Source organism: Cupriavidus sp. FW305-26, assembly GCF_058787975.1.
This window is the reverse complement of the sequence record NZ_JBYTAH010000062.1, coordinates 16,258-40,208: the sequence shown is the minus strand read 5'-3', so window position 1 is coordinate 40,208 and position 23,951 is coordinate 16,258. Positions and strand designations below refer to the sequence as shown.

Below are 23,951 nucleotides of genomic sequence, written 5' to 3'. Positions count from 1 at the left end.
CGCCAGCGCCGGCGCTCGCCAGATTCCACCCCGGCAAAAGGGGCCTGACTACTGTCGAGGGGTTCCCAATGTGATCCGTCCCGATGCGGTTGGGTCACGCACCGGGAGCGCAGACCCCATAGAGACCAGACGCGAAAGCACCGACAAAGCCTATTGTAAAGCAGATCCTCGTGACCGACGCGCTGACGATGGCCTGGTGGGGTCTACCTGAAAGCCTACGACTCGGTCGGCCATGCGCGCCGCTCTATCGCTAACTACCTGACCTGGTAACCAAGGACGGCCCCATTCCAGTCTGGCGGACCGGACCCCGGATGAGGCATACTTCGCCACGCTGCCAGCGATCAAATCGGCAGCCTGACTGCCCCAGCGCTTCCACTTAAAATCCGGATTCCCTGTCCGAACAAACGGCGCCACCTCTGTTGCAGGACGTCCGCAATGGAATGCGATGAACCAACTGGCGCAGCGGCGCGCCGGCGCCAAAAAGCAGGCCGACCGACTCTTGACGCGCTCGAGGGGCCGAGGCTGGCGGTACACCAAATAAATGATCGGCAGAGCAATCCACCCGAGCCCCCGACTCCGCCGACCACGACAAATGCCTGCGGCGACGATGCGGCGTGTCAGGGCCACCCTATCACGGCTGTCCGTTCGGCGACGTCATCAGCCGTACGGTACGCTGGGCAGATCCCAGAACGTATGTGCGGAATTGAGCAGTGGGCCGCTGTACTTTGGAAGCTGCGCCATAGTCGCGATGAGCCGAACGATCGAGAAGGGTCGGCAAGTGACGACCGGGTTAGCGGGCATGCAGGCCGAGGCCCCTTACCGGCTGCTCACCGCTCACGCACAGTCGCTCAATTGCGGCGATGCCAGCTTCGTTCTTCGCTCCATTGCCACCGCTCGCGAAGCGGCCGAACTCGCGGCCGAGGTCCAGGCAGCAAGCAGCCAGATGCAATTGAGGAAGCCTGTTGATTGGCTTCGGACGCTTTTACGGCGCCACCGCCGCGCCAATCAAACGCGACAGGGTTTCGCGCAAGCTGCCCGCGGCGGGCATTGCGGCACACTGTGGCGCTGTGCGAGAAACGCCGGATCGTTGTAACTGACCCATGTCTGTCCATCAGCGTCCGCCCATACGAGCGCTTTCAAGGGCAGATCAATGCCGATCGACTGCACACACTCCATGAGCGGTGTGCCACCCTGCGCATTGCCGAATATCAGCAATTCGGTGGGCCGCAGCGATTTACCGATCTTCGCCGCGCCTGCAGCGTGGTCGATGCGGGCAAACACTGTTAGACCTCGCTCCCTCACCACCGTCTCAAGCTTATCCATGGCCACCCTCGGCGCCAACGGGCTTGGGACGGTGACCAAGCCATCGGCGGCCTGCAGCGGCAAAGCGAAAGGCAGCAGCGCGATCAGAAGCAACCAACGCAAAGCAGTCATCTGGTTCTCCAATAGACAGGGCGCTAAACGCATAGGCGCCATCGCGCCCCCAACATCAACGGCATTGGCGACTTCATGCGACTGGCTTCCGCATAGTGCACGAATCGCGCGGAAGCAACGCCAACTCATCCTCCTCGCGGAAGCGGTTGACGGCCGCCTGCCGCTGTAAATGTTCGTCTGCCACCGCAGGCAACGGCGGGCCATTCGCCACGGCGTATAGAACATTACTCAAATCCCGACCGCTCACAACACTGTCCTTGCTGCATCGGCGGACATCTGACCGAGCCAAACGAGCAGAACACGCAGCAGTCTCCCGACTTGGGTTTCAGCACCACCTTGCAATGCCGACACGCATAGAAGAACATGCAAGCATCCGTAGGCATGGTCTCCCGCTGCGCCCACCCGCAATGTGGGCAGGTCACGACTGATTCCAGGATGACGTCGCGCATCGCACTATCCTCGCTGAAGATCAGACCGATCGCCCGCGCTTCCCGTCCACGCGGCTCAGTGCTCCGAAGCGCCCATGAGACGCCGGCGAATCAGCCAGTCAACCGAGAGCGTCCCGGCTCCCCGCGCCAGCAGTACCAGCAGCATCGCCGCCCACTGGATATGCGTGGGCCATGCCTGCGGATAGACGAACAGCTGGATCATCGTGGTCATGCCAAGCAGTATCAGCGCCACGGGCCGGGTTGCCAGGCCGAGCACCAGCAGCACTGGCGCCGTCAGCTCAACGGAGACCGCCAGGTAGGCGGCCAGTTCGGGCGGCAGCAGCGGCAGCCGGTATTCCTCCCGAAACAGCTCCACCGCCGTCGCCCAGTTCGCCAGCTTGGCCATGGCCGAGTTCCAGAAGACGGTGGCAACCGCGAGCCGCAGCGGAATGGCCAGGGCGGTGTACGGAATGCGATCGAGCCAATCCACCACGCGCTGCGCGCGCGCGGCAAGCGTAAGGGGAGCGTCGGAGGAGGACGTGGCGTGCGTCATAAGGAGAGATCGGGGATGGGTAAGTCAGAGGCCTGGGCCCGGCCGAAGCCGGTAAAGCAGCCGGCCGACAATAGCGTGGCCAGCCACGCGTGCGCGTCCGCCGGCGGCGTCGGGCCCAATGCGGCGTGCAGAGGATGGCCGGCCAGCAGGGCCGCGGTGAATTGCCATTGCCACGCGCTGAGCCGGTCGACGTCGATGCCGTCCGCTGTGCGGCGCACCAGCAGCCAGACCGGGCCCGCAGCGGGGTCGATGCGCGCCAGGGCATGGTCGTCGCGGTTCAGCACCGCGCGCCAGATGGCATCGACGGGGAACGCGGCATGCACCAGGCGCACCGCGGGATGCGGCACGAAATGTATATCGCTGGCTGCGGATACGTCTGAGTCCGCCAGGCGGTGCAGATCGAGCGACGCGGCGTCCGGCGCGTGCAAGACCGTGCTCACGGCCCACTCCAGCCGGGCGACGTCAGGCAGATAGTCGATGGCGGCCGCCTCAGGCAGGCGCGCCAGGAATTCCGTGAACGCCTCGCCGTACGCATCCAGCCACGCGCTCTGCGGCGCAGACTGCCCGATGAACAGCCGGGCCGCGCCTTCGAAGAACTCGGGGCCCACCAGGGCCTGGATGGCGGGAAAGGACAGGCGCAGCGCACCCACGAGCGTGCTGGTGGCCGTGTTCCGGTAGATGCCCAGCCGCGCCTGCGGCGCCAGCCCGTCCGCGATCACGTGCGCCGAGGCCCCGCCGGCGGCAGCATTCCCCAGTTCCTGGGCGAACGCGCGCTGCAACTCAAGCAATGAGGGCGGATCGGATTGCATGCTGCTGTCTCTCCAGTGCCGCCTCCGCAATACGCGCTTCGCCCATCAGCACATCGAGTGGCGGCACATTCGTATCCCATTCGATCAGCGTCGGCACTGTACCGAAACGCCCAAGCGCCGCCTCGTAGAGCGCCCACACCGCCGGTGCCACGCGCGAGCCGTGATCGTCGATGCGCAGGACCTGCCCCTGCCCGAGTTGCCGCACGCTGTGGCCGGCCAGATGGATTTCGCCGATGGCGGCCGGCGCAAGGGCGTGCAGGTATGTCATGGAGTCCCATCCGTGATTGCTGGCGCTGACATAGATATTGTTGACGTCACACAGGATGCCGCACCCAGTGCGCCGCGCCACTTCGGCCAGGAATTCCCACTCGGGAATGGTTGAGTGGCGATACTGCAGGTACGTAGACGGGTTCTCGACCAGAATGCGGCGCCGCAGTGCGCCCTGGACCTGGTCGACATGCGAGCAAACCACGGCCAGCGCCTCCTCGGTCATCGGCAAGGGCAGCAAGTCGGCAAGATACGTGCCGCGGGTGATGCTCCAGGACAGATGCTCCGACACCAGCCCGGGTTCGACCCGATCAACCACCTCGCGCACCCGCGCCAGATGCGCCAGGTCCAGCCCGTCGGCACTGCCCAACGACAGACCAACGCCGTGCAGCGATAGGGCATAGTCACGGCGAATGGCGTCCAGGCAGCCCGGCGTGCGGCCGCCGCCCATGTAGTTTTCCGTATGCACCTCGAACCACGCAACGGCCGGGCGTTCCTCCACCACTGCCTGATGGTGGCGGAAGCGCAGTCCGATCCCGGCGCGCGGCGGGATCGGGCCCAGCCCGCGTGGATAGGCGACAGCCGCGGCAGGCATGGTTCGCTCCTGCCTCAGGATGCCTTCAGCTTGCCGCCCTGGATCTTGCTGCAATCGCCGGCGGGCAGCAGCACGAAGGATTTGCCATCGCGTGCCTGGGTGGCTTGCCCCGCGCAGGAATGCGCACCTTCTGCGCAGTCGTTCTTTGCCACGGCATTGATGCCGTAGCACTTCTCCAGCTTGTTCTTTTCCATCCTCGCCATGTTGTCCTTTACGACCTGCGGCATCGCGCTCATGTCCTTCGTAGCTTGTGCTTGCGCGGGCGCGGCGACCATGGCAAGCGCCAGCCCCAGGGCAGACGACAAGGTGGATGCGGCCAATACATGCTTGTTCATCTTGCTTTCTCCTGACGATTGCGGCCCGGATCCGGAGCCGTGTCAGGAGATTCGGCCCGAAGCGACCAAAGGTTACGCATCCCCGACTAACTAACTGCGCGACAGGCGGCCCTCCATGACGCAGAATTCAGACATGTCTTCCCAAGCTGACCACTCACAACGCCCAGGCCACCATGCCGGCGGCAAGCTGGGCCTCGTGGACGCCGAGCACGATGCGGCTGGTCCTGACCCCTTCTCCGAGCCAGCGTGCCGCCCGGACGGCACGCCGGACTGGTCGGCCTTGATGGCCCGCGCACAGGCTGGCGACCGCGCGGCATACCGGCGCCTGCTCGAAGGCATCACCCCGTACATCCGGGCGCTAGCCGTACGCCAGGTCCGCAACCATGGCGATATCGAGGACACCTTGCAGGATGTGCTGCTCACGATTCACGCCGTGCGCCACACCTACGACCCGACACGTCCATTCGGCCCGTGGCTGGTGGCCATCACCCGCCGGCGCATTATCGACGGCCTGCGCCGGCGGGCACGCACCAGTGCGCGCGAAACACCGCTCGACACGGAACCGGAAACCATTGCCGACCCCGGCGCGAACTTCCAGGAAAGAGCACTGGACGCGCGCGCCGTGCGCGATGCGATGGACCGCCTGCCTGCCGGACAGCGCGAGGCGCTGCGCATGCTGAAACTGGAGGAGATGTCATTGAAAGAGGCCGCCGCCGCCAGCGGCATGTCTGTCGGCGCGCTGAAAGTGGCTACCCATCGCGCCTTGAAAATGCTGCGCAAACTGTTCGAATCGCAAGGTGGCAAGCCGTGAGAAACACCCGTGACCTGATCGACTCGCTGGTGGCTGACGCCACGCCGGTGCGGCGCCTGCACCGGCCCTCGGTGCGGGTGGCGTGCTGGCTGCTGCTGGCTGCCCTGTTGCTGGCACTGGTCGCGCTCGTCCACGGCGTACGGCCAGACTTGGCGCTGAAGCTGCAACAGCCGGTCTACGTCACCAACGTCGCGGCCGCCATCGTGACCGGCATCCTGGCTGCGGCGGCCGCGTTCATTGCCAGCGTGCCGGGCCGCTCGCGCCGGTGGCTGTTGTTGCCGCTGCCATCCCTGGCCGTCTGGGTGGGCACAATCGGTTACGACTGCCTGACGAATTGGGTGGAGATCGGGCCGGAAGGCATGTCGCCCGGCGAGACCGCGCGCTGCTTCGCAACGCTGGTGGTGGTTAGCACGCCGCTGTCCATTGCCTTGACGGCCATGCTGCGCTATGTGGCACGCCTCTCGCCAGCGCCGGTGGCGATGTGTGCGGGCCTTGCCGTTGCCGCGATGGCGGCAACAAGCCTGCTACTCATTCATCCGCTGGATGCTAGCGTGATGGTCTTGTTGTGGAATCTGGGTGTCGCGCTGCTGTTCGTCGGTGCCGGCAGTCTATTTGGACGTCCAATCGCGTCAGTGAGCGAACCGCGAGTCTGACCGGCCGGCTCGCCGCGCCAGTCAGACTCGCGCCGCCCGAGGGAGCAGTCGGTTTACTATTCAAATTTGTATTTTCCGTAACCGGCGTCAACAGCTCGCCGTTCAGTCTCACTACAACTGGAGAATTGCTATCTTGCCCCGCTTTTGAGATAAATAGCGATGCGCCTTCATGCGTATCGATAGAGATATTTTGAAATGAAATATGCTTAAATCTCACAAAATCGTGCTCAAGAGCATTCGCGAGGATGTGAAGAAGCGTTGTTTTACCACGACCATTTCTACCAAATATAATATTAAGATCGGGACTAAGATCTAGGGCGACATTAAATTGATTATGCAGCCCCGTGACTTGAATGCGAGAGATAGTGGTAGGCGAGATATTCATTTGTATAGCTTTCTAGTAGGTCATCCTACCGAGGCGGAGAGCGTATCAGAGGGGAAAACTTTAGCCTACCCCACTCATGGCGATCCTACAGAGATGCCGCGCGTAAATAACTACGCAAGAAAAATGCTGCCTCACTTAGGTTCGTTCCTGCGCGATGGTGACCTTCGCGGGTACGTTCTACAGATTTGGGAACGCAGTGTGACCCACCGAGTCTCTAGCTTCCGCCCAACCCAGCCTTCCGGTGATACCAGGTTCGGCGACATCGAGCGGTGGCAGACCGCCCCGTTTGAGACTGCAGAAGGAACGAGTCTGCCTCGGGCAAGAGGTACTCCGCTAGGAGGGCTGGTCAAGGCGTATGCCGTATTACTAATGCCTACTAGTTCGGCCCGAAGCCGTAAGTGTCCGACGGACCGCATGCGCCAACGCTATCAAGACGTGGTCGGGGCGAGATCGAGCAGGCCGTGGCCGGGACGCCTGCCGCCGGATACGATCAAGGCGCTGTATGGCGCCAAGTGGGTACCTGTGGCACGGCTGCCCCCATCCGGCGTTGCGCCGCCTGGAAAACCTGAGCTGGGATCTGGACCCTGAGGCCAGTCCCTGCAACGATTAAATCTCCTTCGGGGTCTGGACCACCCGGATCGCCTCCACAGCTAGACCATGCGACCACCCGGGCACATTGATGTAATAGCGCACCGCCTTGCCCGCACCGTGGCTCCGCAATTGCCCGCCCGTGACCATCTCCGATAGATCGCGAGTGGCCGTGGCCTTTGAGACCCCCGTCATTTTCATGTACTTCTCAGCGTTCAGTCCGCCCAAGAAGCCGCCGTCCCCGTCGTCGAGGAGGCGCTGAAGCACCTTGCGCTGCCGCTCATGAAGATCGCTACCCTCTTGCTTCTCCCAGAAGCGCCTTTTCTCAATCGCCTGGTCGATGACCAGGCTCGCGGCATGACAGGCGGCCGTGCTTTGGCGCGCAAACCACTGCACCCATGCTGTAACGTCCGTTTCGCCGCGCTGAGCATGGTTCAGGGCCTCGTAGTATGCCGAGCGTGAGGTCAGGAACTGCCGCGACAGACTGTACAGGCGCACCGGCTGTCTCAGATGCTGAGCCATGGCCATGTCGACAATAGCCCGACCAATGCGGCCGTTGCCGTCCTCAAACGGGTGGATACTCTCGAACCACAGGTGCGCGATGGCGGCGCGGGCGAAGCCATCGACGGGCTTGCGACTTGCCGGCAACGCCGAGGCCTGTGCCGGCGAGGTGTCGGCGAACCAGGTAAGGAAGCGTTTCATCTGAGCCGGCACGTCCTTTGAAGGCGGTGCCTCGTAATGCACCACCTCGCGGCCCGGCTGACCGCTCACGATCTGCATTGGATCGGCATGGTCACGATAGCGACCGACGGCGATTCGATGGATGCCTGAAGTGCCACCAGGGAATAACGCAGATTGCCAGCGGCACAGACGGTCTTCGTCCAAGGGCGTATCAATGGCTGTCGTTGCGTCACTGATGACGTCCACCAGCCCGTCGACACTTCGGTTAATGGGTCCGGACGTCGCCAATCCAAGTCGCCTCATGACCGACGAGCGAACGGCATCGAGCGAGAGCCGTTCACCCTCAATGGCAGCCGTGGCCAGCACCTCATCGGACAGCGCATCAAGGGCTACCTGGCTGGTACTGCCAAGGCCGATGGCAATGGCCTTGCCTTCCAAGACACCGTGCATCCGGTATGCCTCCGCCAAAGCGGGCGCGGCCATCTCGGCGTCATAGGCGAGAGCCCCTACGGGCCAATCCGCGCGACGCCAAATCCAAGGCGAGATTGGTTTCATGAGCCGTATTTTGCCATATACACCTCAAATGTTGAGCCGATTTTGGGATTTTTCGGATCACGCGAGGTACTCTGCAGGTGAGCCTGATCACAAACCGGAAAGATGGGTGCATAGAAGGACGCTTTTTAGTATCGCGATCCCTCCTGATGATGGGCGGTGGCGCTGGTCTGCGTCGTGGCGGCTGTGGTCGCCAGCGCGACGAAAAAATGCCGGCAGGCGGGCCACTCACCGCGAAATGCGAACAACCGTCCGTCGGGTCCGGTGACCTCTGTGCGAAGGCGCTAACTGGTTCCTGCGCAAAGCTGGCCGATGCCGCCGAGCGCGGCACACCCTTGGTGGCGGTCGCTCCGGCCCGATCATCGGGTAGTCCGACTTTTGAAATCAAAGGAACAACGCATGGCACAGCGGCTGAGCGTGTCATCGGTTCCGCGATGAAGCGACGCTGCCGCGAGGGACCGGTGGCCACCGTGCCGCTATCCAGCCGGCGAATCTGGCGGCCAACGCCGTCGCGCGGTGCCACGCCACCACCACGCAGGAAAGGCGCACGAGGCTGGCTACTTGCTTCCCGACCCCTTACGTGTCGGCTGTGGGGGAAGATACACGACCGTAGCGCGCGGCTTCGACCGAGGCGATTTCACCGGATTGCCAGCCGGAGGCAAACCAGCAGCCCTAGCCTCTTCCGCGGCCCACATAACCGCCCGGGCAAAGGCCTCCTGAAACCTCTCGCTTAGGATGTATTGGGACAGTTTCGTTGCCATGCCTGGACCTCCTATTTTGATAGTCTACCGGACTCGGAACGCCTGCGCAGCGCAACGAATTGCGTGGCAAGGCATGACAGCGACCTTGCCGGAGTTCTGGCAAATGCCACGCTCGAAGGTCCTTGGAAAATTTGTTTTTGCGCCGCGCAGGTAGCATCGCGCTCGAAATCCCGCATGAAGGCTTCCGCTGCGCGAGTTGGAGTCAGCCAAGCGCCCAGCCCAATAACCAATTCGCCAGAGTAAGTCTCCAAACTGCCTTGATGCAGGCACCGACATTGTCATAAGCCGGCAGCCCGGTCGGCATGAAGTTGAGCCAACACAAGCTCGCAACGGTTTCCACTATGCCCGCTTCGCACGGATGCTGCAATCCGCATCAGCTCGTCCCAGGCGCACCGCGCCGTCGCCGGTTGTCTGCTACCGCGACGTCGCGGGATCATGCTGGGGACGGGACCGGCGAGATGCCCGACTGGCTAAATAAACTCAAGTTTTCCCTCCCTCAATAGCGGACCGGTCTGGGGCGGTACACTATGGCACCGCAGACCAGAACGGGCCTCACACGTTGGACAGGCTCACCCGGATGCGAGGTTAGCCGTGGCCGGCTATGCGTGAGCTCACGCACCACAGAAGGGAGGCTCCATGGCTTCAAAACTGACTCACTACATCATGAGTCAACGCTTTCAAGACGTTGTCGGACGCGGTATCGAGCAAGCCGTTGCCATGACGCGCGCGGCAGGATTGACGCCGGCCGGCGATCCGAACATCCAGCCGAGCGCCCGCCCGTCGACGACGGTCATCGTGGAAGCGTGCCCGCCTGCAAAGCACGTGCGCCAGATCGGCGCGACATCGCGTCGGGCGCCATCCGACGATCCTAACGCTGGTTGAGGCGCTGGGCGCCCAGAGGCGAAGGGCATGTGCGGCCATGCGCCGCTACCCCCGCTAGAACCCTCCTTTTTGGATCTTCCGTATCGTTGCAACGCAATGCAATTTGACATATGGCGGGCTATGTCAAAAACAGCGGCCTCCAGTGTAGGAGTCTACGGTTCAGACTTGCTGATGGAGGTTCTCGCGGCACAGGCGGCGGTAACTCCGGGCAGCGCCGCAGAGCTACACATGTATCCAGACAAAGTCTGGCGCGGCGATGACGATCAGCGCGCGCGCCCGCTCGGTGAGCTGTAGGTGTTCGGCAAAGTAATCCTCGATATGCCAGGCACTCGTATGAGGCGGTACAGGCGTGGCCCTGTCGCGAGACCGTTTGTGCCGTGACCAATGGGTACGAGCTCGGGAAATTCTCATATCTGGACGCCCTTGACGCCCAGCGCAATTATTTCCGCAACGAAGCGCTGTACATCGCCGCCGCTGCGCGCTATGAGCGACTGAAGAGCGAAATACTTGAACTCGCCGCGACGCCGGCCAGCCACCAGCTGGATGCACAATGAAAACGAGATCTGCTATCACGCTTGCCGTAGTAACGCTCCTGCTTGGCGCCGCCGCGGGCTACCAGCTTGCGCACCGCGTGCTAGTACCGGCGTTGCGGCCATTGCAGAACCCTCCCCTGCGGAGGACGCCGTACGGGCCCGCATGGGGGACGCCTCCTTGCTGACGGGAAGTTCCAGGTTGAAGTAACCATTTTCGAGCAAGGCGTTCCACCGCAGTTCCGCCTGTACCTCTATGAGGACGGTAAGCCGCTGGTGCCTGGCGCCGCCCAAGCTGGCATCACCCTGCAGCGGCTTGGCCGACCGGCAGAGCCGATAGCCTTCCGCGTGGAGCGCGATTACCTGCGCGGCGACAAAACCATCGACGAACCGCATTCGTTCGATGTGAACGTGACGGCCAACTACAAAGGGAAAGCCGCCTCATGGAAATACTCGCAGGTAGAGGCCCGCGTCGAGATGGATGATGCGCAACTGAAGGAAGCGGGCGTGGACATTCTGACCGCCGCGCCCGCAATGCACCGTGGCCACGTCCCCGATGCGGATCGGCGTGCCGCCGCGCGTGTCGACCACGATCGCGGCCAGCGAGGGTGATGCGTACTGAGTACCCAGACCGTCCAACCGGCCATCGACATCGAGGCGGCTGCCCCAACAACGTTTGTCGGCGTTGATGACTCGCCGACGATGGGGCGAAGTGGCACGTATCCTCGTCACAGGCCTGATCGCTCTTCTCTTCTGGCAAGACCTGGTGCGGGTCGAGTTGCTGTGGCTGGCCGTCGCCGCCGGCTTGTACCCGCTCCTCAAGGCCGGGCTGCTGGATTTGGTTCACAAACGCAAGATCGGCACCGAAATCTTCGTCACCATCGCGACCCTGGTGGCGGTATTTGGCGGAGAGACCGTCGCCGGGAAGTGATCATTCTGATCGCCGAATTCATCGCCGACCTCAATACCGATTGCGCCTGGGCTTCGATAAAAGCCCTGATCGGTTCAGTACCGCAAGTGGCATTGCTGCGTACAGCCAGTGCCGAGCGGTCGGTCCCTGTCTGTGAGCTGAAAGTCGGCGACATCGTACTGGTGCGCCCTGGAGAAGACCTTCGGCGGAAGGGCTGTTCGCGTACTTCTTCTCCGTCGAGAAATGGGTACGCAGGGCGGTAATCTGGTACCGGCTCTGCTCCATGGTAAGTCACGAGGGCCAGGTCTATGAGCGCGATATGGGCGCCGACGGCGCCGCCAAGGCGACAGCGATGAAATCTTTCGATCCTGGCCTCGGCTGGAGGAAGGTTTCACCATGAGGCACTTGCTTGTAACCTCACCCTTGGCGCCATCCTTGCGTACCCGTCGCGAAACAGCCGAGCAAGTTCGGCGACCAAAGGATCGCGATATGGTCAATATCTTCGTCTCCACGGGTTGCATTGGGCCACCGGATCGACGGCTTGACCTAGCTCAAGATTGGTTCGCCAGATAATCCTATGCTTTGGGATGAATCCGGACTTCCGCGGTCAGGGAAGCTTTCGCATTTGCCCGAATTCCACTAAGCAAGAGTGCGAGACTTAGTTTAAAAAGTTCCGTTCACTTTGCAGGATAGCTTTCGAGAGATGAGGGTGCGAGTTGAAGCGAGGATGGTATGAAAAGAGATCTTGTGTTTGCATTGCTTTTTGCCGTTCCTTGCCTATCGGCATTGAGCGCTGGTAAAGACGACGTTCTGAAGACGTACGAGCTAAAAGATGGGTCATTCGTCCATGTCATGAAGAATGGAACGATTGTGATGCAAGATCCATTTGGCCATGACATGCACATGAAGGACGGTATGGTCATGGAAACAAAGGACGGTTTTAAGCTAATTGTGAAAGACAATCAGGTATTCTTGAACGATAGCGTCCAGAAAGAGCGGAAACGTGGTCAGTGACTGGTCTCCATATGCGTGCCGCAGCAGCTAACGCCGCCAGCAAACGCTGATCACGCCAATTCCTCGGGATACGCTTCCAGGGCGGTGCAGTGTGACTCCCAGGCGAGGGGGCACGGAAGCGTTACAGATTTGGCTTCATACTCGGCTTTAATAGGCGCCGACGCATGCCGGTCATCGCGGTGTCTGAAACACTTCAGTCGGAGCGTGGCAGATGGAGCGGACAACGTTGCGATATGGGGTCGCCCTTGCCGCCGCCGCGGCTGCAGTGATAGGGACAGCAATTTATCTGACCCAGCGCCCCAAGCAAGCTGAGGGCGTTCTCGAAGGGAATGGCCAGGTCCGCGGCACAGAGATAACTGTGAGCGCAAAAATCGGGGGCGTGGCAGATGTCGTCCTCCTGCGTGAGGGGCAGCAAGTGAAAATTGGCGACCTAATCGCCGCCATTTCCTCCCGCGAACTTGAGGCGCGCCGTGACCAGGCGCGGGCGCAGGCAGCAGGCGCACAGAATCTTGTTGCCGAGCTTGAGGCGCAACTTAAAGTGCTCGACATCACAGAGGAGCAAGCGAAGGTTGGCGCTCATGTAACGGCAGGCGCCGTGACACACGAAATCCATCGCGTGTCTGAGTCTCTCGCTAGAGCCAATGCGGAGATCGTCGCCGCCGAAGCGCAGTTCAACCAGGACCGCAACGTGTATGAGCGCTTCGAAAAGCTTCTAGCACAAGGGTTCATCAGCAAGAACTATTTCGACGAGTTGAGCGCGCGTCGCCGCGCTTCAGAGGCAAGGCTCACTGCGGCCCGCCAGTCGCGGGCTGAGGCGCAGGCGGCGCTAGAAAAAGCGCGCTCCGGCTCCGGTGAGGTACTCATCAAAGAGAAAGATGTGCAGCGCGTCGCTGCAGAGCGGGAGCGCATCAAGGCAGCGCGCGAGACTGCGAGGCTACAGGCCGAAGCGGCAAAGGCGCGCGTCGCCGAGCTTGAGGCACAACTAGCCGATACACGCGTTTTGGCGCCAGCTAATGCCACGGTGATGACGAAGCTCGTCGAGCCCGGTGAACTTGTCGCCGCGGGACGCCCACTCGCCACGCTTGTTAATTTGGACGACCTATTCGTGCGGGTCTATGTGGCAGAGCGCGAAGTGGGGAGGATTCGCCTTGGCAACCCTGCACGCATCGCGGTCGATGCCTTCCGCGACCGCACGTTTTTAGGCAAGGTGATGGAAGTTTCGCAGCAAGCCGAGTTCACACCGAAGGACGTCCATATGAAGGACGAACGCCAGAAGCTCGTCTTTGGCGTGAAGGTGTCGATCGACAACCCGGACGGTTTGCTGAAGCCCGGTATGTTCGCTGATGTGACAATCAAGGTAGATCCCGATGTGGCGTGGTAAGGTGGACGCCCCTGCGCTGGCACAGCGGTCAGCATTGGCGCCGGCGATCGAAATTCGTTCAGCTTCACGACAGTTTGCCAAGCGGCTCGCCTTGGAAGGCATCACGCTCGAGGTTCAGCGGGGCGAGCTATTTGGCATCGTCGGCGCCGACGGGTCGGGGAAGACCACACTGCTGCAAATGATCTGCGCCATACTGGATCCTAGTAAAGGCAGCGTGGTCGTAGCTGGGCTAGATAGTGTGCATAATGCGGCAAGCATACACGCCTCGCTTGGCTACGTGCCGCAATCCTACTCACTTTATGGCGATCTGACGGTCGCGGAGAATCTGGCATTCTTCTCTTCGATCCGGAAAGTGGCTGCGGCGGCGTTTGCGATGCGAAGCGAGGCGTTGCTGCGCTTCTCTGGGCTCGGCTCTTTTCTAGATCGCCCTGCAAAATCACTGTCCGGTGGCATGCAGAAAAAATTAGCAGTTTGTTGCAGCCTTGTACACGAGCCCGATATCCTGATACTGGATGAACCTACACTAGGGAAATGCTGATCAATTCAGTCACAGGTCATCTGGCGGAACGTGTGGCGCGTTGAAGGTGAAGGCATGGAAAACAAAGACAAGGATGAAACAAACGAGCTTTGCCGATGTTGAGTTCGCGAAGAAGAAGCGCGTGACACGGCGCGAGAAGTTTCTCGGGGAGATGGATCGGATCGTGCCGTGGGCACGGTGGACCGCGTTGATTGAGCCGGTGTATCCGACGAGCGGCCGTGTTGGGCGGCAGCCGATTGGCGTGGAGAGGATGTTGCGGATGTACTGTCTGCAACAGTGGTTCAGTCTCAGTGACGAAGCCGTGGAAGACGCCCTCTACGACAGCCAGGCGTTGCGTCAATTCGTAGGTGTGGATCTGTCGCAAGAGTCGGCGCCGAATGCGACTACGCTGCTCAAGTTTCGCCGGTTGCTCGAGAAGCACAAGTTGACTGCCGCGATGTTCGATGAGGTAAAGGCCGTGCTCAGTGAGCGGGGGCTGCTGATGCGAGAGGGCACGATGGTCGATGCCACGCTGATCGCGGCACCGAGTTCGACCAAGAATAAGGACAAGTCGCGCGATCCGGAGATGCACCAGACGAAGAAGGGGAACGAGTGGCATTTTGGTATGAAGGCGCACATCGGCGCCGACGCCGACTCGGGACTGGTGCACAGCTTGCACACGACGGCGGCTAACGAAAGCGATATCGCTCACACCCATCACCTGCTGCATGGTGAGGAAAGCCAAGTGCATCTTGATGCGGGTTACACGGGTGTGGAGCGCAGGGATGAGATCAAACAAGCCCAAGGGCAAGGGACGATCCGCGCTGAAGTAAGCTGGCTCGTAGCAGCAAAGCGCAGTAAGGTTGAAAAGATGCCGGAAGGTCGGTGGAAGGACCTGACGAAGGCAGTGGAGCGCAAGAAGGCCCAGATTCGGGCGCGGGTAGAACATCCCTTTCACGTGGTGAAGAACTTGTTTGGTCACAAGAAGACCCGCTACAAGGGCTTGGCCAAGAACACGGCACAGATGTTCAGCCTGTTCGGTCTCGCAAATCTGGTGATCGCCAAAAAGCCGTTGTTGGCGTTTCAGGGGAGCAATCCGTCTTGAACATGCAAATCGAGCCCGAAAGGGCACGAGATGGGGGGCATGCGGCGCGAAATCGGGCTCAGATCTCTCTGTTTTTCCGCATGGTGAAAATCAGACACCAAACAGCCGTCGATCCCCAGCGCCGCTGCTATTGATCAGCAATTCCCTAGGGATGGTGTTCAAAACTCATGCGTCTGCGGGTACGCATGAACAAAGTTTCCAGCGACAATAGACGCATGAAACAATCCGACCTTGGCCTGGACCTGAGCAATCGCCGCACGCGCAAGCGCGTGTTTCTTCACGAGATGGAGCGCGCGGTACCGTGGGATGCGTTTCTGGCATTGATTGCTCCGCACGCCCCGACCAAGGCAACGGGACGCCGACCGTTTCCTCTCGCAGCGATGCTGCGAATCCATCTGATGCAGCAATGGTTTGGTCTGAGCGACGTGGCGATGGAAGAAGCTTTGTATGACACGCCGCTGTACCGCGAATTCGCTGGGCTGGGTGGCATGAGCCGCCTGCCTGACCGCGTCAGCATTCTGCGCTTTCGGCATCTGCTTGAGCGACACCAGCTTGCCGAGCAATTTCTCAAGACGGTCAACGAGCAACTCAACGCCCGTGGCTTCCTTCTCAAGGAAGGCACGGTGGTCGATGCCACCCTGATTGCCGCGCCGAGTTCGACCAAGAACAAGGATGGCGAGCGTGACCCTGAGATGCACCAAGCGAAGAAGGGCAACCAGTGGCATTTCGGCATGAAGGCACACATTGGCGCGGATGCCGAATCGGGACTGGTACACACCGTGGTTGGCACGGCCGCCAACGTCAACGATGTCACGCAAGCTCATGCACTGCTGCATGGCGAGGAAAGCGACGTGTTCAGTGATGCCGGATACCAAGGCGTTGAAAGGCGCACTGAGGCGCAAGGCATCGAGGTCAACTGGCATGTTGCTATGCGCCCGGGCAAGCGCCGCGCGTTGGACAAGGAGGCGCCGGTGGGCAAGCTGCGCGATGAACTCGAACGGGTCAAAGCCCGCATCCGCGCCAAGGTGGAGCACCCGTTTCGCATCATCAAGCGCCAGTTCGGCTATCTCAAGGTGCGCTACCGGGGCTTGATGAAGAACACGCAGCAACTGCATACGCTGTTTGCCTTGAGCAATCTGTGGATGATGCGCCATCGACTTCAGCCAGGTGCCAAGCGGTGAATGCGCCGGGATTCTGGCCGACGACCCGAAACGCGGGCGATAACGCCCTTGCTCGCACCGATTCTCGCGCCGAATTCGGGTGGAATCGCTCATCGAGTTCACTTGGCCACGCTCACACGGTCAACTCGGCGCTGCGGACGTTGTTTTGAACACCATCCCTAGGTGTCGACCCGATTTCGCGAAGAGAATTATGGACAATGCTCGCCGAATTCCACGCCAGCGGCAAAACTATTGTCTGCGCGACATCCTATATGGACGAGGCGGCACGGTGCGATCGAGTTGCTGTTCTGGCTGGCGGCAGACTCCTCGCATGCCAGTCTCCAGAACGTTATGGGCCGGATTTTGAAGAGGCCGTGAAGGAACTCCTCGGCGCAGGTACGCAAACACCCGAACTACCTGCACTCCCCTCTCTTGAGGCAAGTGGCGAGGCGATTCGTGTGACCGCGCTATCTCGCCGGTTTGGTAACTTTACAGCGGTCGACAATATCAGCTTCAGTGTGGCGCGTGGAGAAATCTTTGGACTACTCGGGCCGAATGGATCGGGCAAGAGTACAACGATCAAGATGCTCACGGGTATCCTTCCGCCGTCCGAGGGGCACGTGGAAGTGGCCGGATTGGACGTAGCTACACGACCGGCTGCGGTGAAAGGCCGCATTGGCTATATGTCGCAGCGCTTCTCGCTCTACACGGATCTCACCGTGGATGAGAACATTGAGTTCTTCGGTTCCGCTTATGGGCTTACGACGGCCGTGCTTGCTGACCGTCGAGCTTGGGTATTGCAAATCGCCGGACTTGGAGGATACGAGCGAAAGCCGGTGAAAGCACTTTCTGGGGCGCTCAGGCAACGGCTGGCGCTTGGCTGTGCGGTGTTGCACCACCCAGCCGTACTCTTCCTGGACGAGCCAACGTCTGGCGTGGACCCCGTGGCTCGCGATGCGTTTTGGCGGCTGATCGCTCAACTCAGTTGAGCTGGCACGGCCGTACTGGTCACTACGCACTATATTCGGGAAGCTGAGCGCTGTGATCGGGTAGCGTTTATTGATCGTGGTCAGTTGCTCGTTGCTGACTCCCCCGCAGCGCTTCGAAGTCGTTTCGGGAATGTGGAACTTGAAGACGTTTTCATTAAGTTGATGACAGAGAGCAAATAGCGAATATGGTGAGCTATGCTGGCAGCGCTCCTCCGGAAGGAAACCCTTGAAATTCTCCGTGATCCCATCACGCTTGCCGTGGCGATTGTCTTGCCGCTGATTATGTTGTTTCTGTTCGGATACGGTTTGTCGATGGACGTTGAACATATCACCGTCGCCATATACGATCAGGACCGGACACAGGAGAGCGATCGATTTGCCCAAGCTTTCCGAGAAAGCGGCTATTTCACCCAGCGAAAAATCGTCTGGTCGCTACGCGAGGTAAATACCGTTCTTGACAAAGGGGAAGCGACCGTAGTCATCGCCATTCCGCCTGCGTTCGGGCGTCGCCTCGCGGCTGGTTCTATCGCGCCGGTACAGATCATTATCGACGGTTCGTTCTCACCTACCGCGCTCATTGTCTCCAACTACGTTTCCGCGATCGTCAATCAGTACTCAACGCGAGTCGCCGAAGCGCGTCTCCCCACGCTGGGCCTGAAGCCGCTCCCTCCCGTTCGACTCGAGTCGAGAGTTTGGTACAACGCACCGATGAAGACCGTGAATTACATTGTGCTCGGTCTTTTTGCAGTGCTGCTAATGGCATTTCCACCGATGCTTACCGCACTCGCAGTAGTTCGAGAGAGGGAGCGCGGAACCATTGAGCAGATTTATGTGTCGCCGGTCAGCCCTTCGATGTTCATTCTTGGCAAGATCATTCCCTATGCCGTTATTGCGTTCTGCGAGATGCTACTGGTGCTATTAGTCGGTACCGCATGGTTCGGCATCCCAATGCGGGGCAGCGTGGCATTGTTGCTTGGTGTTTCCATCCTTTACGTGTTCGTGACGGTAGGGCTCGGCGTGGCCGTTTCTTCTATTGCAAAGACACAGGTTGCGGCGGTTCTGCTATCAGCGGTGGGCACGCTAATGCCATCGTTTCTATTCTCCGGATTTCTATTTCCGATCGCAACGATGCCATACATCATGCAGCTTTATACCTATGCATTTCCGACTCGTTATTTCAATGACATCAGTCGCGACCTTTTCTTGAAAGGCGTAGGTCTGGAGTATATCTGGGGGAATGTTGTGTTGCTAATGATTTATGCGGTTATCCTCTTCTTGGTCGCTAGCCTCACTTTGCGGAAAAAGGTGGCGTGATGATTCGGCTGGTCGCTGCCATTCGAAAGGAATTTCTACAATTCCTGCGCGATTGGCTGCTGGTTGCGCTTGTTGTCTTTATATACACCGCCGATCTGATAATTTGCACAACAGCATTATCATTCGACGTACGCAATCTTAAGCTTGCGGTTTATGACGGGGACCGTAGTCAACTAAGCGGTAAACTCGTTGAGAGATTTACGGCTAGCCCTTACTTCGGGAAGCTAATATCGGTTGCTCGGCTTTCCGAGTTGGATCGGCTACTCGACGCAAGCAAAGCTGATCTTGCGTTGGTCATTCCTGATGGTTTTTCTCGGGCTTCGGAAGCGGGGCGCACGGCGGAGGTTTTGGTGCTGCTCGCCGGGACCAATGCAAATACCGCCAATGCCGCCCGTGGCTATGCCGCGACGATAGTCGGCGGATTTTCTCGAGACATGCTCGTGCGACATGCGGCACGACACGGCATCACGGTGAATTTTCCATCCGTCGAGCCAGAGATAAGAATTTGGTATAACCCACAGTTGGAGTTCGCACATTTCATGGCGGTGTCGATGATTGTTTCCGCTGCGCTGATGGTGGGCGTGATAACAGCCGCAGCGGGCCTTGTGCGCGAGAAGGAGTCGGGCACGATCGAACAACTCGTGGTGACCCCGCTACGGAGCCACGAAGTTATCATCGCAAAGGCGGCTCCTCCGTTCACTATCGGCATTTTCGCGCTTGTCCCAAGTCTGTGGATTGCAAGGGCATTCGGTGTACCTTTGGCTGGGAATCTTAGTTTTTTCATCCTTGCCTCGGCCATTGCATTATCCGCTTTCCTGGCCATAGGGTTCTTCATTGGCACACTGGCAAACAACCTCCAGCAGGCGCTGCTGCTAGCATTTTTTGTGTTGTTTCCGCTATTGTTTTTATCGGGAACAATCTCCCCGATCGAGAGCGCGCCCACGGTGATCCAGTGGCTTTCCTTACTTAGCCCTGTCCGCTATTACATGGAAATTGCATTGGGAATCTTGTTAAAGGGAGTCGGCATAGATGTTCTTTGGCCACAGCTCACTGCCCTTTCAGGAACGGGCCTCGTGCTTGGGGCATGGAGCGTGGCGCGGCTACGGAAGCAATTTTACATGTAAGGATATTATTGCGATTTAAAGGGAGGATCACGTATATGCGACAACGTAGCGATGATGCTGAGCCGCAGTTCGCTCGCCTTGCGTGTTCAATGCGTCAACCACATTGCTGCTGCCGTCAGGCGGTCAGCCGCCCAGAGTTGCTGATATACCGCTGTCGCGTTCGGCGCCTTGCCGGCGGCCACCAGAAGGCTGGCCAGCTCGTACACACGCACCTGCGTCAGGTCTCGGTGCTCGATCGGCCCGTGGCCAGCTGCCCAGCGGGCGAAGCTGGGGTCGGCCTCACGGAATAGCCGAGCACGTTCGGCAACCCACGGTTCGATATGGTTCATTTTTCGTCTCCAGGTTGCATCGTGACTACCCATCGTCCTCCGGGCCGGCCGCCTGAAGGCCGCGTCATTCAACACTACTATCGTGCTGTTGCCGAATTCGACGACTGCGCGAGCTCACCCGGTCGTCGACCGTGCTCCCCTTGAAGTTCAATAAGGGGAGCGCCACAGCCAGCGCACACCAGTGCCCGATGCAGTAGATACCCCCACAGCGCGTGGTTGATCCTGAGCAGTTGGCCGAGCACGTGCATGGCAGGCTTTCAGCGCGGCGTCCCGGCGGGGGAGGCACGCCCGGCGGTCCATGTGGCGGCGACCGCTAGCACGGCGGCAGCCGAAAGGAAAGGTAGTGGCGCGGCCTGTGCATACAATACGCCGGTCGCCGCCGCGCCGATCGCCTGCCCAAGGCTGGCCACCGATGATTGGCGCCCCAGCGCCCAGCCCTGTCGTGGACCGGCCGCGGATGAGATGCGCACCGCCAGAGCCGGGATCAGCACGCCGATCCCGGCGGCACCGAATATCAAGCCGGTCACTGGCATCCAGGGCGCCAGAGGCCGGGCCAATAACGCCAGTCCGAGCGCCATGCCGGTCATCGCCGCGGTGACCAGGCGCGGCTCACCCATCCAGCGCTCGAGCGCGGGGTACAGCCACATTTGCACCGCGACCATCACCGCGCTGCACAGCGCGAAATAGCCGGCGACCTGCGACGGGCGAACGACCGGCGTGTCGCGGCTGATTAGTGTCAGGCCGACCTCCGCGATCGTGATGCCGAGCACCACCACCGCGGTGAGCGCCAGCGATTGCCGGATTCGCGCGTCGTCAGTGGCGCCACCGAACGCAGCATTGTCGTCGGCCCGCTTCTGGTAGCGTGGCAGTAACGCAATGCAGGCCGCTGCGACAAAACAGATCGCAGCCACCACGACCAAGGGCGAACCGGCCATGCCGACAACCGTCCTGCCGAATATACCCCCGCCGGCCATCGCACCCAGCACATTGCCGACCACGGGCCCCAGCAAGAACCCCAGGGCAGTAGCGGAGGCGACCCAGGCGAAACGTTTCTGGCGCCGCCCCGGCACCGAAACCTCGACGATGTAGGAGAAGACCGCCGGCAACACGGCGGCCGACAGTACGCCTGCGACCCCGCGTGCGAGGTATAGGGCTGCCAGCGACGGCGACAGGTCCATGCCCCACAGGGCCACGCCGCCGCCTACGAGTCCCAGGGCAATCACCACGCGCAGGTCGACACGATCGGACAACGCCCCCCAGACTGGCGAAAACAGGAACAGCCCCAGCGTGTATACGGCGGTCAGCCTGCCGGTATGTCGCGCCACTTCGGCGCCAGCAGCGCCCAATCGCTCGACCCGCGACGGCATCAGCGGCAGCGTAACGCCATAGGCCATCGACACTGCCAGCGCCGCCGCCATCAGCAACGCAAGGCGCCATGCCGTCAGGCGCAAGCCCTGACCCGGCACGTTAGTCGGAGACCTAGCAGCTCTCGTGTCCGCCATGCCCATGCCGATGGCCTTCTTCGCCCGACGGCACGAAGCGCGCCGGCGTGGCCTCGAACCGGTCGCGGTTCTCGCGGCTGTTGAAGTAGTACAGCCGCCCCCGGTAGGACGCCACGGCAGCACCATCCCCCGCGACCGGCTCCCCGCTTACCGGATCAATGCGTGCGCCTTCGGCGCCGCCGCTGGGTTTATCCCGGCGCATGCCCATCAGACCACCACCCATGCCGCCACGCCAGGGCATCAGCGCAATAACCACAAACAAGAGCAGCACGTAGCGCCAGTGTTCGGTCAGCCAAGCCATCGCGAGCCCCTTAGACACTTCACTTCAGGCTCGTCGCGTCCCAGCGCAACACGCGAGGTGTGGCTTCGCCTGGGCGCTGGAGGCGCAGTTCGACAGCGGCCGGTTGCGCATCCGGGGCGGGAAAGGTCAACACGCCCTCGCGGTGATGACCACCTGGCGCCGCGCCTGTCCACTGCACCGGTGCAACTTCGCGGCCATCGACCACCAGCACGGTACCCTCGGAAAGATTGTCCTCCAACGCTTGGCTGTGCGTGTCCAGCGTGACTGAGAAAGACCATTCACGTGCGCCCGATAACCAAGGCTTGGGCGTAACCTTCAGCGTGACCCCTTCCTGCGCTGAGATGCGCTCGGCCGGCTCAGCGCGCACTCCCGTATGCCAGGCAACTGCGGTCGTCGCAACGATCGCGGCGGCGATTTTGGTCAGGATTCGTTGGGAGACAGTGGCGGTAGTATTCATGGCAAGACACCTTGGTTGATGGCAACAAGCTCCAGCGTAGCAAGCGGCCGTGCGTGGCCGTTGCGGCCGATCAAACAAGTGCCATGGACATATCGTGCGGTACAGCGCCAGCGTGACGAACACTGGGTCGTAGGGTGGGTTTCTGCGGCTCTGCTCGTCAACGCCCACTTGACGCAGCGCTCACGCGTCGTCAGCGCAACGACCGCGTCATTGGCCGGCGTCGGCCAAGGAAGGCGTAAGGCGTTCACGTAGTGCGAGAAGCCGGTATCGCCGGTCATGAGCCTTACCCCTCCCTCACCTGCTCGCTGGTTCCCGGCCTCAGGTCCCGCTGCTCCCCCGGGCGGCGTTCGGCCTGCCGCGCCGCCCCCCACCAACCCAGCGCGGCCGCGCCGCCGAGCAGCAGAACGGCCGCCGCCGCCCAGAACGGGGCAAGTGCGTTCCATCCGAACAGGATGCCAGCGCCCACCGAGCCCAGCGCCTGCCCCAGGTTGCCTGCGGCGGCCTGACGCGCCAACAGCGACCCGGCGGAACCGCGGTCGTGTTCCAGCAGTTCATAGGACAGCACCGGTCCAATCATCCCCACGCCGGTGGCGACCACCCCGATCAGCAGTCCCAGCGCAGCGGCATCGGGCACCAACCCGGAGAATCCGAGCGCGGCTGCCGAGGCAACAAACGCACCGGCAACCCAGCGTTGGTCAATGCGCCGGCGTACCGCAGGCAAAAGCAGCAGGCCTTGCGCGCCGAGCATCGCGAGGCTGCAAGTGACAAACATCACCGCCATCGTCGAGCTGGGCAGGCGCAGCGTCTGGCCGCCGAACAGGCTGAAGCCGACCTCAAAGGTGCCCGCGGCAAAGGACGCCAGCAGGGCCAACAGCATCGAAGCGGCCACAAAGCGTTTGCGCTGCCGGCCCATGCGCAATGGCCCGCTGTCGGCTTCGGCGGGCTTCGGAGTTCCAAGCAAGCGGGCCGCTGCGAGCAACAGTGGCAGCCCGATCACCGCGACCGCCAGCGCAGGCCAATTAACCATGCTGGTCATCTGACCCACAAGCATGCCCATAACCGGCCCCGCAAGCCAACTGCCGAATGCCGGCCCTGCCAGGAATCCGACGAACATCGCACTACCGACCAATACGAAGCGCCGGCTGCGCTCCTCGGCGCTACTGATATCGGCGATGTAAGCCTGGACACCGGGAACGATGGCGGCTGCACCGGCCCCAGCGACCATCCGGCCGGCATAAACCCCTGGCAGGCTGGGCGTCAGTGCGGCCATCACGGTGCCGATCAGATAGATCCCAAAGCCAGCGGTCAGCACAACCACCCGGCCACGCCGGTCAGACTGCCTGCCCCACCACGGCGCGAACACGAACAGCGCCAGCGTGTACACGCCGCCAAGCATGCCGACGTGCCACGCCAGCGTCTGCCGCGTCGCCTCGCCGAGGTACCGCGCCAGGTACAGCTGCGAAAGTGGCAACCCTGCGCCATAGCCCAGCGAGACGACGAACACCATGGCAAGCAACAGGGCCAGGGCCGGCCAGACAGGCTGTGCGTCGGGCGACCTGGCAACCGAGGGGGTGCGCATGATGT

At 61.3% G+C, this 23,951-nt stretch carries 28 protein-coding genes and 1 pseudogene; 16 read left to right on the top strand and 13 right to left on the bottom strand.

What is annotated here, in order from left to right; genetic code table 11:
- Positions 1–201 precede the first annotated feature (201 nt).
- A pseudogene (locus AC3WQZ_RS27310) lies at positions 202–358 on the top strand (integrase core domain-containing protein); the annotation flags it as partial.
- 647 nt (positions 359–1,005) lie between these two features.
- Here AC3WQZ_RS27310 and AC3WQZ_RS27305 read toward each other — a convergent pair.
- The 6 genes from AC3WQZ_RS27305 to bufA1 all read right to left on the bottom strand — a co-directional run bounded on the left by AC3WQZ_RS27305 (position 1,006) and on the right by bufA1 (position 4,421).
- Entirely contained in the window at positions 1,006–1,434 is a 429-nt protein-coding gene (locus tag AC3WQZ_RS27305; RefSeq protein ID WP_454751292.1) for a DUF302 domain-containing protein, read from the bottom strand.
- A gap of 224 nt (positions 1,435–1,658) precedes the next feature.
- A complete protein-coding gene (locus AC3WQZ_RS27300) occupies positions 1,659–1,883 on the bottom strand; it encodes a GDCCVxC domain-containing (seleno)protein (protein ID WP_454751293.1) in 225 nt (74 codons plus the stop codon).
- A gap of 55 nt (positions 1,884–1,938) precedes the next feature.
- Positions 1,939–2,415 carry a DoxX family protein gene (locus tag AC3WQZ_RS27295; protein WP_454751294.1) on the bottom strand — a complete coding sequence of 159 codons (477 nt, stop codon included), beginning with the start codon at positions 2,413–2,415 and terminating at the stop codon, positions 1,939–1,941.
- On the bottom strand, positions 2,412–3,224 hold the full coding sequence (locus AC3WQZ_RS27290; protein ID WP_454751295.1) for an HvfC/BufC N-terminal domain-containing protein: 813 nt from the start codon (positions 3,222–3,224) through the stop codon (positions 2,412–2,414). Before AC3WQZ_RS27290 ends, AC3WQZ_RS27295 begins: the two co-directional genes overlap by 4 nt.
- On the bottom strand, positions 3,196–4,086 hold the full coding sequence (gene bufB / locus AC3WQZ_RS27285) for an MNIO family bufferin maturase (protein ID WP_454751296.1): 891 nt from the start codon (positions 4,084–4,086) through the stop codon (positions 3,196–3,198). Before bufB ends, AC3WQZ_RS27290 begins: the two co-directional genes overlap by 29 nt.
- Before the next feature lie 14 nt (positions 4,087–4,100).
- On the bottom strand, positions 4,101–4,421 hold the full coding sequence (gene bufA1, locus AC3WQZ_RS27280; protein WP_454751297.1) for a BufA1 family periplasmic bufferin-type metallophore: 321 nt from the start codon (positions 4,419–4,421) through the stop codon (positions 4,101–4,103).
- A 283-nt stretch (positions 4,422–4,704) separates the two neighbouring features.
- Here bufA1 and AC3WQZ_RS27275 point away from each other — a divergent pair, with 283 nt between their 5' ends.
- Positions 4,705–5,232 (top strand): sigma-70 family RNA polymerase sigma factor, encoded by a 528-nt coding sequence (locus tag AC3WQZ_RS27275; RefSeq protein ID WP_492301612.1) that lies wholly within the window; start codon positions 4,705–4,707, stop codon positions 5,230–5,232.
- Positions 5,229–5,885 (top strand): NrsF family protein, encoded by a 657-nt coding sequence (locus tag AC3WQZ_RS27270; RefSeq protein WP_454751299.1) that lies wholly within the window; start codon positions 5,229–5,231, stop codon positions 5,883–5,885. The genes AC3WQZ_RS27275 and AC3WQZ_RS27270 overlap by 4 nt, the downstream gene beginning before the upstream one ends.
- Here AC3WQZ_RS27270 and AC3WQZ_RS27265 read toward each other — a convergent pair.
- On the bottom strand, positions 5,779–6,270 hold the full coding sequence (locus AC3WQZ_RS27265) for an AAA family ATPase (RefSeq protein WP_454751300.1): 492 nt from the start codon (positions 6,268–6,270) through the stop codon (positions 5,779–5,781). The genes AC3WQZ_RS27270 and AC3WQZ_RS27265 overlap by 107 nt on opposite strands.
- A 606-nt stretch (positions 6,271–6,876) precedes the next feature.
- The gene (locus AC3WQZ_RS27260) at positions 6,877–8,094 is read right to left on the bottom strand and encodes a Fic family protein (RefSeq protein ID WP_454751301.1); all 1,218 of its coding nucleotides are present in this window, start codon (positions 8,092–8,094) and stop codon (positions 6,877–6,879) included.
- Between the two features lie 1,394 nt (positions 8,095–9,488).
- On the opposite strand from AC3WQZ_RS27260, the gene AC3WQZ_RS27255 reads away from it, so the two are divergent.
- The 13 genes from AC3WQZ_RS27255 (at position 9,489) to AC3WQZ_RS27195 (ending at position 19,778) form a co-directional block, all read left to right on the top strand.
- A complete protein-coding gene (locus tag AC3WQZ_RS27255; RefSeq protein ID WP_454751302.1) occupies positions 9,489–9,734 on the top strand; it encodes a hypothetical protein in 246 nt (81 codons plus the stop codon).
- Positions 9,735–10,111: 377 nt separating this feature from the next.
- The gene (locus tag AC3WQZ_RS27250; protein ID WP_454751303.1) at positions 10,112–10,288 is read left to right on the top strand and encodes a TolC family protein; all 177 of its coding nucleotides are present in this window, start codon (positions 10,112–10,114) and stop codon (positions 10,286–10,288) included.
- 189 nt (positions 10,289–10,477) lie between these two features.
- Entirely contained in the window at positions 10,478–10,876 is a 399-nt protein-coding gene (locus tag AC3WQZ_RS27245; protein WP_492301611.1) for a hypothetical protein, read from the top strand.
- A gap of 100 nt (positions 10,877–10,976) precedes the next feature.
- Positions 10,977–11,195: a hypothetical protein gene (locus AC3WQZ_RS27240; RefSeq protein ID WP_454751305.1), complete on the top strand. Its 219-nt coding sequence runs from the start codon at positions 10,977–10,979 to the stop codon at positions 11,193–11,195.
- A gap of 262 nt (positions 11,196–11,457) precedes the next feature.
- Entirely contained in the window at positions 11,458–11,574 is a 117-nt protein-coding gene (locus tag AC3WQZ_RS27235) for a DUF2950 family protein (RefSeq protein WP_454751306.1), read from the top strand.
- Between the two features lie 332 nt (positions 11,575–11,906).
- Positions 11,907–12,188 (top strand): CopK family periplasmic copper-binding protein, encoded by a 282-nt coding sequence (locus AC3WQZ_RS27230; RefSeq protein ID WP_454751307.1) that lies wholly within the window; start codon positions 11,907–11,909, stop codon positions 12,186–12,188.
- A 211-nt stretch (positions 12,189–12,399) separates the two neighbouring features.
- Positions 12,400–13,569 carry an HlyD family secretion protein gene (locus AC3WQZ_RS27225; RefSeq protein ID WP_454751308.1) on the top strand — a complete coding sequence of 390 codons (1,170 nt, stop codon included), beginning with the start codon at positions 12,400–12,402 and terminating at the stop codon, positions 13,567–13,569.
- 1 nt (position 13,570) lies between these two features.
- Entirely contained in the window at positions 13,571–14,107 is a 537-nt protein-coding gene (locus AC3WQZ_RS27220) for an ABC transporter ATP-binding protein (RefSeq protein ID WP_454751309.1), read from the top strand.
- A gap of 73 nt (positions 14,108–14,180) precedes the next feature.
- The gene (locus AC3WQZ_RS27215) at positions 14,181–15,191 is read left to right on the top strand and encodes an IS5 family transposase (RefSeq protein ID WP_454751310.1); all 1,011 of its coding nucleotides are present in this window, start codon (positions 14,181–14,183) and stop codon (positions 15,189–15,191) included.
- Between the two features lie 215 nt (positions 15,192–15,406).
- Positions 15,407–16,372: an IS5 family transposase gene (locus AC3WQZ_RS27210; RefSeq protein WP_454751311.1), complete on the top strand. Its 966-nt coding sequence runs from the start codon at positions 15,407–15,409 to the stop codon at positions 16,370–16,372.
- Between the two features lie 197 nt (positions 16,373–16,569).
- Positions 16,570–17,340, top strand: a complete 771-nt coding sequence (locus tag AC3WQZ_RS27205; protein ID WP_454751312.1) for an ABC transporter ATP-binding protein — start codon at positions 16,570–16,572, stop codon at positions 17,338–17,340.
- 195 nt (positions 17,341–17,535) lie between these two features.
- Positions 17,536–18,654 carry an ABC transporter permease gene (locus AC3WQZ_RS27200; protein ID WP_454751313.1) on the top strand — a complete coding sequence of 373 codons (1,119 nt, stop codon included), beginning with the start codon at positions 17,536–17,538 and terminating at the stop codon, positions 18,652–18,654.
- Positions 18,654–19,778, top strand: coding sequence for an ABC transporter permease (locus AC3WQZ_RS27195; RefSeq protein WP_454751327.1), 1,125 nt, complete (start codon positions 18,654–18,656; stop codon positions 19,776–19,778). The genes AC3WQZ_RS27200 and AC3WQZ_RS27195 overlap by 1 nt, the downstream gene beginning before the upstream one ends.
- 86 nt (positions 19,779–19,864) lie before the next feature.
- Here AC3WQZ_RS27195 and AC3WQZ_RS27190 read toward each other — a convergent pair whose 3' ends face one another.
- The 5 genes from AC3WQZ_RS27190 to AC3WQZ_RS27170 form a co-directional block, all read right to left on the bottom strand.
- Complete coding sequence (locus AC3WQZ_RS27190; RefSeq protein ID WP_454751314.1) at positions 19,865–20,107, bottom strand: hypothetical protein; 243 nt, start codon at positions 20,105–20,107, stop codon at positions 19,865–19,867.
- 257 nt (positions 20,108–20,364) lie between these two features.
- The gene (locus AC3WQZ_RS27185; protein WP_454751315.1) at positions 20,365–21,558 is read right to left on the bottom strand and encodes an MFS transporter; all 1,194 of its coding nucleotides are present in this window, start codon (positions 21,556–21,558) and stop codon (positions 20,365–20,367) included.
- A 28-nt stretch (positions 21,559–21,586) separates the two neighbouring features.
- A complete protein-coding gene (locus AC3WQZ_RS27180; RefSeq protein WP_454751316.1) occupies positions 21,587–21,910 on the bottom strand; it encodes a YHS domain-containing protein in 324 nt (107 codons plus the stop codon).
- A 19-nt stretch (positions 21,911–21,929) separates the two neighbouring features.
- Positions 21,930–22,367 (bottom strand): hypothetical protein, encoded by a 438-nt coding sequence (locus tag AC3WQZ_RS27175; RefSeq protein WP_454751317.1) that lies wholly within the window; start codon positions 22,365–22,367, stop codon positions 21,930–21,932.
- A 283-nt stretch (positions 22,368–22,650) separates the two neighbouring features.
- Positions 22,651–23,946 (bottom strand): MFS transporter, encoded by a 1,296-nt coding sequence (locus tag AC3WQZ_RS27170; protein ID WP_454751318.1) that lies wholly within the window; start codon positions 23,944–23,946, stop codon positions 22,651–22,653.
- Between the last annotated feature and the right edge of the window lie 5 nt (positions 23,947–23,951).